Origin of the sequence: Tenacibaculum sp. FZY0031, assembly GCF_036350695.1 — a bacterium.
Classification (GTDB): Bacteria; Bacteroidota; Bacteroidia; order Flavobacteriales; family Flavobacteriaceae; genus Polaribacter.
Genome location: NZ_JAZDVY010000005.1, coordinates 202,009 through 212,737 on the forward strand (window position 1 = coordinate 202,009; position 10,729 = coordinate 212,737).

The 10,729-nt window shown below is 32.7% G+C and carries 10 protein-coding genes; all 10 read right to left on the minus strand.

Annotation, left to right across the window (positions count from 1 at the left end):
• Positions 1 to 130: 130 nt before the first annotated feature.
• A complete protein-coding gene (locus V1T75_RS08760; RefSeq protein ID WP_330488172.1) occupies positions 131 to 1,183 on the minus strand; it encodes a hypothetical protein in 1,053 nt (350 codons plus the stop codon).
• Positions 1,184 to 1,332: 149 nt separating this feature from the next.
• The gene (locus V1T75_RS08765; protein ID WP_330488173.1) at positions 1,333 to 2,952 is read right to left on the minus strand and encodes an eCIS core domain-containing protein; all 1,620 of its coding nucleotides are present in this window, start codon (positions 2,950 to 2,952) and stop codon (positions 1,333 to 1,335) included.
• An 83-nt stretch (positions 2,953 to 3,035) separates the two neighbouring features.
• The gene (locus V1T75_RS08770) at positions 3,036 to 3,533 is read right to left on the minus strand and encodes an SET domain-containing protein-lysine N-methyltransferase (protein ID WP_330488174.1); all 498 of its coding nucleotides are present in this window, start codon (positions 3,531 to 3,533) and stop codon (positions 3,036 to 3,038) included.
• 20 nt (positions 3,534 to 3,553) lie between these two features.
• A complete protein-coding gene (locus V1T75_RS08775; protein ID WP_330488175.1) occupies positions 3,554 to 3,997 on the minus strand; it encodes a hypothetical protein in 444 nt (147 codons plus the stop codon).
• Between the two features lie 29 nt (positions 3,998 to 4,026).
• Complete coding sequence (locus V1T75_RS08780) at positions 4,027 to 4,722, minus strand: GH-E family nuclease (protein WP_330488176.1); 696 nt, start codon at positions 4,720 to 4,722, stop codon at positions 4,027 to 4,029.
• A 1-nt stretch (position 4,723) separates the two neighbouring features.
• Positions 4,724 to 6,076, minus strand: a complete 1,353-nt coding sequence (locus V1T75_RS08785) for an ATP-binding protein (protein ID WP_330488177.1) — start codon at positions 6,074 to 6,076, stop codon at positions 4,724 to 4,726.
• Positions 6,066 to 6,983 carry a hypothetical protein gene (locus V1T75_RS08790; protein ID WP_330488178.1) on the minus strand — a complete coding sequence of 306 codons (918 nt, stop codon included), beginning with the start codon at positions 6,981 to 6,983 and terminating at the stop codon, positions 6,066 to 6,068. The genes V1T75_RS08785 and V1T75_RS08790 overlap by 11 nt, the downstream gene beginning before the upstream one ends.
• Before the next feature lie 41 nt (positions 6,984 to 7,024).
• The gene (locus V1T75_RS08795; RefSeq protein WP_330488179.1) at positions 7,025 to 7,777 is read right to left on the minus strand and encodes a hypothetical protein; all 753 of its coding nucleotides are present in this window, start codon (positions 7,775 to 7,777) and stop codon (positions 7,025 to 7,027) included.
• A gap of 82 nt (positions 7,778 to 7,859) precedes the next feature.
• Entirely contained in the window at positions 7,860 to 8,783 is a 924-nt protein-coding gene (locus V1T75_RS08800) for a hypothetical protein (RefSeq protein ID WP_330488180.1), read from the minus strand.
• 8 nt (positions 8,784 to 8,791) lie between these two features.
• Positions 8,792 to 10,696: a hypothetical protein gene (locus tag V1T75_RS08805; protein WP_330488181.1), complete on the minus strand. Its 1,905-nt coding sequence runs from the start codon at positions 10,694 to 10,696 to the stop codon at positions 8,792 to 8,794.
• Positions 10,697 to 10,729 lie beyond the last annotated feature (33 nt).

A 10,729-nucleotide genomic window follows, 5' to 3' on the forward strand; every position in this document is an offset into this window, starting at 1 on the left:
GTTAGTTTTTATGGTTGTTTGGTTATTAAAGTTATACTATAACTAGGCACTATTTTTTTAAGTTACTTTAAGCGTATGAAAAGAGGGTAGGAGTGTTGTTTATATTAATTTTTGAAAATATAAACTTTTATTATATTTCTTCGTCGGAACTCTCTTCCCAGTCTGAGGCTTCTCCATCACTATAAATAATACGAGGATCATCAGTATCTGATTCATATCCGTCTTCTTCAGGAATAAATGAAAAACGCGTGTTAAATGGTTTTAAACCTTTTTCTGCTCTTTCTTCATCTCCGTCAATTGTGTCTGGGTTTCCTCCTTTTAATACGTTTCTTGGCTGTTTAGCCCTTTTTACTCTGACTTTATAACCTGTAGATTTAGCTAAATCATGTAATTCATCAGGAGCAATTGTTAAATAAGGATTTGCATTTGAGCCTTCATATTTTTCTTTAGCTTTAAGAACTTGTTGTACTTCTTCCTTTGTTCTTCTTCCTTTTTTTCCTGTACTAGGAATATTAGCAACGGCGGCATCTCTTAACATATTACTTCTACCATATAACTCTACTGAACCACCTGGTCTTAATAAAGGTTTGGCACTTTTTAAGAACCTATTATCGGGTAAATATCTCTGTTTACCACTACCTCCAGGGTTCTCTTTACTTAAACCATAACTAGCACCTCCAACTCCTTTAACTCCAAATGGATTTGCCCCAACGATGCGATCTATAGTACCTTTATGAAATTTTTCACTTATTTCGTTGGCATTAACCCCAAACTTTGTTTGTACTCCAATTTTTTTTGAAAAGCTTAAAAACCCATTTGGACCTTCTTCATTTGCGATATCTGTTGCCACATAGTTTTTTCCAAATTTTTTACGAAAAGATTTAGAAAAACGTCCTTCACCTGCACCCGTTTCTATTACAGAAGGAGGTGCAAACCTTTTTTCACGTGCTGTTAGACTTTCATACCCTTCTTTTTTTAGTTTTTCACGAACCCTAGCTCTTAAACTCTTTTTTTTTACCATTTGAATTGGAGTTTTTTGAGTTCTAAAAAGTTTTTTTTGAGCAATATTATTGGGTCTATTATCTTTAAAATAAAAACCTTCGGTATTTCTTTTTTGTTTGATGTTACTGTTTATTTGTGCATCTTTTTTTTCTTCGTGTATTTTATTTATATGAGTTTGCATCTGGTTTAATTTTTGTCTACATAGAGTATTAGTGGTTTGTATATTTTTGTGTAATTGATTTTTCTAGTTTTACCGTTTTTCATTTAGGAGTAATAGAATAAATATATTTAAAGGATTAAAAATGTAAATTTGTTTTAAATTAAACTCAATTACATTGCTTCAGTTATCTCTTTAGCACTGGCGGTATTTGGATTTAAGCCTAAAGCATTAATTATCTTTAATTCATCTTGAACACCAGAAGTAGAGTCGCTTAATTTTCCTCCTGCACTGCTTCTTACTAAGTCATGAGCTAAAATCTTTTCGTAGAACTTAGGGTGATACCACTTTTTACTCGATTTTATTCCTTGATTTAATTCACCTTGATCCATTATATTATTATATTCGCCAGACATTGCTCTTTTACCGTGTTTGTATTTCCTCCACGTTTGATAACCTTTAACACCTAACCCTGCAAGTGCAGCAACTCCTAAAAGTCCCCAACCTATAGGACCAGTTCCGGCTAAAAGAGCAGCACCACCAGCTAAGCCTAATCCTCCTTTTACGACATTTGCTATACTGCTTTTCTTTTTGGTTTCTTGACTATCTTCTGCAAATGAAGCTATTTCTCGTGTTAATGCACTACCGGCATTTTGAGTACCGATCTCTCCCAACATTCTTTCTCTATCACTAGCTACTTTAGCCCCAACTCCACCTCTTATCATTTCAAAGAGACCTCCTGCCGCTGCAAATGGACCAGCTGCTAAAGCAGAACTAGTAACAGTAGCTGTATTTCCAACTGCTGATGCAAAACCTCCTACAGAACTGGCAATACTAGTTCCAACATTAGTTAAATTAGATGCAATGTCTAATTTAAGTAAGTTTTTATCTCCAGATAATTGATTTCCCGTTTGATGTTTATGTAAATTTACACCAGCATCAATTAATGAACCTGTAGCACCAATAATACCTCCAATTCCTCCGGCAGTTCCACTTATTTTTAAAGCTTCAGCTCCTGTTCCTGACTGAGATAATTTACCAACTAGATCAGCAGGTTTACCAATAGCGGTAGCTAATCCACTACCAATAGAACTTGCCATAGATGCTTTAACCCCGACATTACTTTCTAAACGTTGTTGTGCATCTTCTAAATCAACTTCCATGTTTAAAGGAGACATTTGAGGATCTTGCAATAACCTTTGCCCTTCATTTTTTTCATGTTGGGTTATTCCAAAAGCGCGTCGAAATCTGTTCATAAAACTTCTTTGAACTATTTCTTTATGATTAGCTTTATAGTTGTTTTTTTTTTGTATTGTAGAACCTTGTTTTTTTTTCATTTGAAGTGCTTTTGCACCCATTATATCTGCTTCATTTTCCAATCCTACGTTATCATTTATTTGAGTTCCGTCTATAGACATTGTTGGTTGAACCCTTCCTTGTTTTTGCTGTACCACATGCCATGTTTCATGTGGTAAATGTTTCTCTTGCCCGCTTGCTATATGAATATCCGTTCCTTGAGCATAGGCATGGGCATTGAGCTGCGCCGGTTTGTCGGAGTTGTAATGTACGTTGACATCATCCATAGAATAGCCGGATATCTCTTCTATTCCTGATTTTAAAGTATCAGGAAGCCCTGTGTTATTTTCTTTTTTTTGAACAGTAAAATTAGATCGGTTATCCGTCAAAATACATCCCTTAGAAGTAGCTTCTTTTCTTTGACCTACATATTCACTAGATGACTGCTTAATAGAGTTGTTTGTTTTATTCTTTGAAATATGAGATTGTTCTTTCATGAAATTATTCTCTTTTAATTAATACTTTGAAAGTTTCAATGATTTCATCTAACTTTCATTCTTGAATTCTCATTTATACGAATCTAAACTTCTTTAAAATTTGACTTACTTTTAGCAAAATAAGGCTCGGCAGAATCATAATCGGTCGTTATTTCTTCTCCTTGATGAATAGTTCTCTCCGTCTTTAGAAAAAAATCGCTGCCTTTTTTATTTATTTTAGCATTTGCTTTCTTCATTGATTGATGATTAATTAAAGAACCAAAATTAGAGGTGATATTAATATTCTTTTCATTTAAGGTTGCTACCTTTCCTAACTCTTTCTCTTTATTTAATTTTTTGCCTGCTATTACACCTTTACCATGTATTGATGACTCACCTATAAGCCATGATTCATTTCCTACAGGTTCTTTCGATACAGTTTCATTAAAAGATTTTTTTTGAATATCTTTTCTACTCAAAAAAGAATTATTTTCTATCCTTATAACTGACCTATTGTCTGTATAACAAACACCTTTACTTCTTTTTTGTGCAACAAAATCTATGTTTTTATTGTTTTCAAACTTTTTACTATTTGTATACATAACAAACTTTTTTTTTACAGTTATTCCCCGAAATTAAATAAGTTTTTAACCCTATTGTAAATACGGTGTGCTTTAATTCCAGTATCTCCAAGCTTACTTTTTGATCCTTCATAAGGAAACCTTGCGGCATAATCATTTTCTTGGTGAAATGTTTTTACAGGACATTGATCCTCCGGTATATCATCTAATAACTTTTTATGTTGCGGATCTCTATAAGCTCCATCAAACTGTGCTCCCATAAATGGTATAAAACCTTTTCCTGGTCCCGGAACCCAAAAAGGCTTGGAAGTTTCTTCTACTAACTGAGTTACATTGGTTGGTGTTTTTTCTTTTAATTGTGTTATATTGGTAGACTGTGAATCACTAAATCTTGAGCGATTATCTTTTAATTGCATTGCATTTTTGCCTACTCTTTCCCAGTCATTATTCTTTTGCTGAATTATTTTTTCTTTCTTGTATTCCATAAGTTGATGTTGTTATTTAAAAGATTTTTCTAAGCTAAGATGCCTCCTCCTCCTCCAGCACTATCATCATCATCTTTCTTATATCTGAAAGGAGCGTAAAATCCTGAATTTTCTGGCTCCTCACTATCTGTCATATATCCTTCTTCATCATCGTCACTCTCATAATCTATATGCTTTGTACTTTCGTATTTATGACTTTCATTGCATTTTTTACATAAAGCTCTTAGTCTATCTTCATCATTATAATCATCTTTCATTTCTTGATCCGTAGCATTTCTGCTTTCTAATTTACGTAGTCTTCCTGCCCAAGGCGGGGAATGATCTAATGTTAATGCCCTTTGACTTTTTAAATTATTATTCTTACTTGTATAAGAAAACTTAGTCAAATTCATTTTTTGAGACCCTTTATTTATATATCCTAGAGGTCTCCTACAGGCTGGACATGTATAAACTGCATCATATTTTTCTTTGTCATAATGTTTTCTTTTATGAGCTGTTTTTTTGATCAGTTTAGTAGGTTTATCTGCTGTAAATGCAAATCTTTTTTGTTTTTTCGCCCATGGTGGTTGATAATCATCTTCACTATCGTCACCTTTATTTTTTTTGCCTCTTTGAATGGGTGGTAAATTTTGACCTCTATTATCTTCTAGAAAACTTCCTTTACCTTCTCTTCTTTGAAAAATGTTTGATTCTTTTTCTTTCTTATGTTTTATATATTCTCCCATCTTAGAAAATAGTTATTGTCTTATTCTCTTTTTTAAACTCTTTTCGAATTCCTTCTAAAAGTTCTTCTTTTGTAACTACTGTATCATTACGAGTAATAGCCGATAAAGCACAAAAACGGAGTACATTAATTATTGCTCCCCCCGCCAATTCATATGCTTCTGCTATTTTCCACACATCTATATTTGGATGCAGTGTACATTTTCCTGAAAAAGCATTTTTCCATAATTGATAGCGCTCATTAACTTCTGGCATGCTAAAATGAATCATGGATTGAAACCTTCTGGTAAAAGCAGCATCCATGTTTCCTTTTAAATTGGAAGCCAAAATAACTACTCCAGGGAAGTCTTCTATTCGCTGTAACAAATAAGATGTTTGTTGATTGGCATGCCGATCATTAGAGCTATTAGCTTCTGTACGTTTTCCAAACAGTGCATCTGCTTCATCAAAAAAGAGTATCCAATCTTTGTACTGAGCGATATCGAAAATTTTTGATAAGTTTTTCTCAGTTTCTCCAATATATTTTGAAACAATCATCGATAAATCTACCCGATATACTTCTCGTTTTGATACTTTTCCTAACAGAGAAACCGTTAAGGTTTTTCCTGTTCCAGGTGGACCATAAAAAAGCGCCCTATAGCCTGGTTTAATTTTTTTAAACAATTCCCATTCCTTCATCAAAGTGTTTCCATGTTGCAACCATGATTTTAATTCTAATACCTGATCCATTACCACATCGTTCAAAACCACATCTTCCCATTCTAAATGGGTTGTAATTTTTTGAGCAGGAAAACTACTACTATGCTCTAGTTTTGTTTTTTCTCCAGTAACAAAAAAGTGAAACCATCGTTTGCTAAAAGCTAATATTCCATTATACTCAGGTATAAAACTTTCTGTTTCTTCAATACATATTACTTGTTCTTTTATGAGGATGTTTTCCTTGCTAAAAATTTCTATAACCTTATTTCTTAAATGTGGTTCTGTTGCAGTAATTAAAAATAGTAATGTTTGCCCTGTAGGTAAAAAACCGCTATGATTCTTTTCTATTACTCCGCCAAATTCTGTAAAACCACGATCATAAATTTTATTCCTCCCAAAGAAAACATCTAAAATTTCTGGTTTTAATTGCGGAGCTAGCGCCAATGCTAATGCTAATCTCTGATAGCTATTTAGTTCCCATGCTTGTACACATTCAGCGTAAGTGGATTCTTCTTTTCTTATATTGGGTTGTGGTATTTGTGTCCAATGAGGTCTTTCCCCTTCATGCTCTAAATAAGTACTTATAACATTATGTATGACTTCTTGTAACCACAAAACTTCATTATATAACGCTTGTATGTTATTTTTAATCTCCATAAGAAATAAATAATTTTTCTACATCATCTAAACTCGCATTTTCCCATGTAAAATATTGTAATGCTGTGTTCGGATTTAACTGATTTGCTTGTAGCATATCTAATACAGATATCGGTTTATTTTTAGGAATAGCAACAGTAAATGTTTCATTATGAAAGCTATTTTTAAACATACGATTTGCCCAATCTATTACACCAGTTCTTTCTCTTATTAAATTACTTATAAAAACTTCTAGCTTTTCTGGTTGTACTATGAGTTTCTTTGCTTTAAAAAAAGACGGAATTCTTTTGTTTTCCCTGTTATAGTATTCTATGTCTCTTGCTTGAATTGTTTTTGAACTTGCTTTTCCAAATAGTTCAATTAATCCTGAACTCTCTGCTTCTGAAGCTATTTCTAACTCTCCTTTATCAGATCCTGAAACTGCCAATGCCCAAGCGTTGGTAGTTACACTCTCTGTAACGACATACAGTTCTCTAAAAGAATACAAAACTTGTGTAAGTTTGATGATTAATTCTGAAGCTATTTCGTTCCAATTTAAAATTCTAACCGCCTCTGGTTGTTCGCTTGTAAAAAAAAAGCTTCCAAACTCTTGAAAAGCTAGTATTTGCTTACTGTAACCAAAGTTTCCTTCAATAGGATTTTTACCGCTATCTCTACCAGAGTATGGTTTTGTAACTCCATTACTAAAATTCCAATTATATGAGCTGAGCTCTATTCCATATTCTAACTCTACTTCATCAATAGCTACAATGTTGTTTTTAAAAATATTACCCAATACAATCACTTCTCCTTTGTGTATTTGAAAAAAATCACCCGGGTATATGTGTTGATTTAATGGTTTTGAAGGAATAAAACCATTAGTTCTATTATAAAAATCGATGTAAAACTTTTTGGTGATATTTTTCATGGTTATAATGTTTTTATAAAGTTATGTGTACTGTAATGGTTTTACTTTTTGACTAGCTTTTTTTTTGACTTTTTACGTCTACCTTTTAATCTTTTTTGAGCTTTAACATCTGTTTTAAAATTTTTCCTTTGTTCTTTTACAAGTTCTCTAGCTTCATTACTTATTTTTTTTGTTACTGTTTCTCGTGTATACCTTCTTTTAGATTTGTGAGCACTTTTTGATAAAATCTCTAAATTACCTTCAAAATTATATAAGTAGTTTTTAAACTCTTCTGTTTCATCTGATGAAAGATCACTATCATCGTATTTATTAACTTCATCATCAATAGCCACAAAATCTATGATATGATCTATATCTGGCTGTTTGTTCTTTGTTGATTTCTTATTATGTTCTCTTATCTCTCTTCCTTTACTATCTAATTTTATCACAGGGCCATCGCCATAAAATCCTGAATGTAATTCTCCATCAGAACCTGTTTGACGCTCAATAAGATTCTTTCTAGTGTCTTGATCTTTGCTTGTGTAAAAAAAACGAGAGCCTCTATATGGTTTATCATAAAAAATTTCTTCTGAATCAATCCTTTCATCCTCTGATTCTGGTTCATACTCATTTTCAGAATCATCTTCAAAATCACCTTCATAACCATCTTCAGAATCGCTATGCATTTTCTGAATTATATTCTCTGATTCTAAGCCTTTTCTATTGTCTACCAACTGAAACGCCTTAGTCCCGGCTCTATCTAGCACATTTGTCGAATCCCTACCTACTTTAAGGTTCTTTTTATTGAGATACATTCTAACTAGTTATCTATTAAAAAGAGGTTGCCTTTATAATAAAATTATCATAAAGACAATCTCTTACCTTTTTCATTTAACATTAAGAAGCTAAAGCCGCTGCATTTGCTGCTGCTAATCCTGATTGCAATGAGTTTAAAACCCCCATTTCTTTGCTTAAAGCCGTTTCTGCTTCACTAAGCTGTTTCGCAGCATCATTACTAGCTGTTAATACTTGCTTGTATCTTAAAGATGCTCTATTATAGGCTTTGTATATCAACTCTTTAATACTTGCCTTTTCTGGCTCATTCACAATAGTTTCTTCTTCGATGATGATAATTTTTCTCTTATTAAGCCTAATTTTATCTAATATGTTAAGTATCTTTTTTGAAGTTTCATCAGCAGGATCATCTGATAGGTCTTCTCCTGTAATAAACTCGTACAACTTAATTGCATATAAATACTCTAACGACATAGTTCCTTCTGATTCTACTGTAGTTGCCTGTGAAGCAAACACTGAGTTTAATGCTGTTAGTGTTAATGCTACTGCATTATTAGCATCTTTTCCTGCATTGGTAACCATCGTTATTAATTCATCAGAAATCAATGGGTTTTGTGCTTTTTTTCTGATTACTAAATTTGATAATTTATTAACTACTTCCGCGGAGTAAATCAACTTATCTGTAACGTTTTTGATACTATTAGAAACTTCCTTAATTTTTGAATCTGAATACACCACTTTATCAAAAGCACCATGAGAGGCTGTTAGCAAATCAATTACATTATCTACTACTTGATCTAACAACTCTTTATTGCTTAACGCTAAACCTTTATTTGCTTTCTCAGTAGCTAACTGCGTCTGCAATAATTGTGATTTTTCTGTTAGTGAATTTACAATAGCTTGTAATTGTTCAACTCTGTCTTGTGCATACAAAACTTGATTGGTTAATGCATCTAATTCTGATTTCTTTTTTTCTGTAATTCCGTATTTATTAGGAATCGTATTAATTATATTTAATGTTGCCATGGTTCGTTTTATTTTTTAGGTGTATAAGTAAAGTCTTTGGTTTTTTGAAAGTCTGATAACGCTCCAACAATCTGTTTATTCACTACTTCTCCTTCATCAGGCATTGCTAATACTACTGGAATATACTTATCATCTTCATGCAATCGATTCCCAAAATTATCTGTGGTACTTGTTGTTATTTCAACCTCCCATTCATTTTCTTTATCCGTTTTCTGAGCAAGCGAATAGGTTTCTATATTCAACCCAGAAGCAACTGTGTAATTAAAAAAGAATCCTGGTTGAATATGTTTTGGTGTTTCAATACTATTGATTGCTTGTTGCTTTCTGCGTTCAACTATTTTTAACTCTTTTTCTAACTTTGCTATTTGCGAAGTAGTTTTATCCTGATCTGATTTTAGCTTTTTACGCTCGTCTTTTAACTTTTTAAGTTCTTTTGTTTCTAAATCATCTGATGACAGCTCTTCTTGATTTGTTAGCAACAAATCTTCAACCCCTCCTTTTTCTGAAGTAAGGTTGTTTATTTCCGATTCTAACTTCGCTATAATTGGATCATACTTATCGGCTATTCTTTCTAACTTCCTTGTTTCACTTTCAATTGTTTTTAACCCTTCTACAGTTAATAATCCTTTTACAAACTTCTTATTATTTGGTAAAAACATACAACGGTATTCTACTTCATTACCATCATTTTCATCAATGTGAAATATCATTTTATTTTCTATCACCTTAATTGTTTCTGAAGCTGGAGCAGCCAATTGTTTTGTTAAGCTAAACACAGCTGACGGTGCCGATAAATAATCATCAAAAGTGTTTAGTAGTTTCTTGTATTCATTATTTAGCAATGCAAAAACAAATACTACATAGTTTTCTCCTAACTCCATAGATGCACCATCGACATCTTTTAACTGTGATTGGTAAATATCTATTTCATTTTTTGCACTTCTTTCACTTGGCATTTCTACATACCTCTTAGAAGTTGGTTCCGTTAAAATTAATGCTTCTGCATCTGAAATTGAAAAAGTATCTTTCCTGTCATTTTTTACTAAAAAGATATAATAACCTTTTACGGGGTATCCTCCTTTTCTTTTGTTCGTAAATGGACTTTGGTAGCTGTTAAAACTCACTTTATAATTACTTCGTTCCCCAACCACATCAGGTACTTTCACTAACAAGTTTAAGTTCAACTCTTTATTGTACAAACCGTAGGCCTGTACCTCAGAATTATAAACTGTATTTGTGTTTTCTAAAGTTCCTTCTGCTACTTTTTCTTTTGAGTTTGTACCTGCAAGTGATGCTGATGAGGCTGCTACGTTAGCTGAAGCTGTATTAAAGTTAGTTGTAACTGCTTCTAACAAACTTTTAATAGAAGCGTCTGTTGTTTGCGCTTTTTTAGATAGTGTGTTGGAAGGTACTTCTGCTATTAAAGTTGAAGCTTCCATGCTATATTGTGAAGTTTGCTCTGCTAAATACGCTGTTTTGTTCATCAACTCATAGGCTTCCTTGCTTTGATCGTAAATTTCTGTACCGTAATCGGCCGCATTAACCATACTAAAAATACTTCCTGTATCACTTGCTAGTTTTAAAATAGCATTGGACGCTATTTGTACATTGGCCGCAGCAACAGAAGTATTTGTTACCGACTTTGCTACTAATTCATTTCCTAAATTAGCAGATGCTAATACATTGGTAGCTAAATCGCTATCAATAACTGCTTGTTCTTTTACTAATTGTTGAAAGTTGAATTGCTCATTAGCTTTATGTAAGTTTTCAGCTGCGGTTATTCGAGCTCCTTCAGCATAGTATAGTGAAAACATCGAAGCGTCAAGAGTGGCTTTTGTTTTCTGAAGTTTTAATTCCTGCTCATTCAATGCCGAAACGACACTAGAATGCAGATTTTCATTGTAAGAATTCATAAAATTTGGTTTAGGTTATTATTTATTTTATCG